Annotated in this window: 1 protein-coding gene; it reads left to right on the top strand. The window is 47.9% G+C overall.

Annotated elements, in window-relative coordinates; translation table 11 throughout:
* Positions 1–234: citrate/2-methylcitrate synthase (locus B4F08_RS03975; RefSeq protein ID WP_291373313.1), on the top strand; the 234-nt coding region annotated here is incomplete at both ends.

Here is a 234-nt window from a genome sequence, read left to right as displayed (position 1 = left end):
CTGCACTTTGGGGCCCTGCTCACGGCGGCGCGAACGAAGCTGTTCTTAGAATGCTTGATGAAATCGGCACTGTAGAGAACGTTGCTGACTTCATGGAAAAAGTGAAAACTAAAGAAGTTAAACTCATGGGCTTCGGTCACCGTGTGTACAAAAACTTCGATCCACGTGCGAAAGTAATGAAAGAAACTTGCGACGAAGTTCTTGGTGCGCTTGGCATCAACGATCCACAGCTTG

The sequence above is a fragment of the Acinetobacter sp. UBA6720 genome (assembly GCF_002454215.1).
Lineage (GTDB): Bacteria > Pseudomonadota > Gammaproteobacteria > Pseudomonadales > Moraxellaceae > Acinetobacter.
The sequence above is the reverse complement of the archived record's forward strand: the minus strand, read 5'-3'. Positions and strand labels throughout refer to the sequence as shown.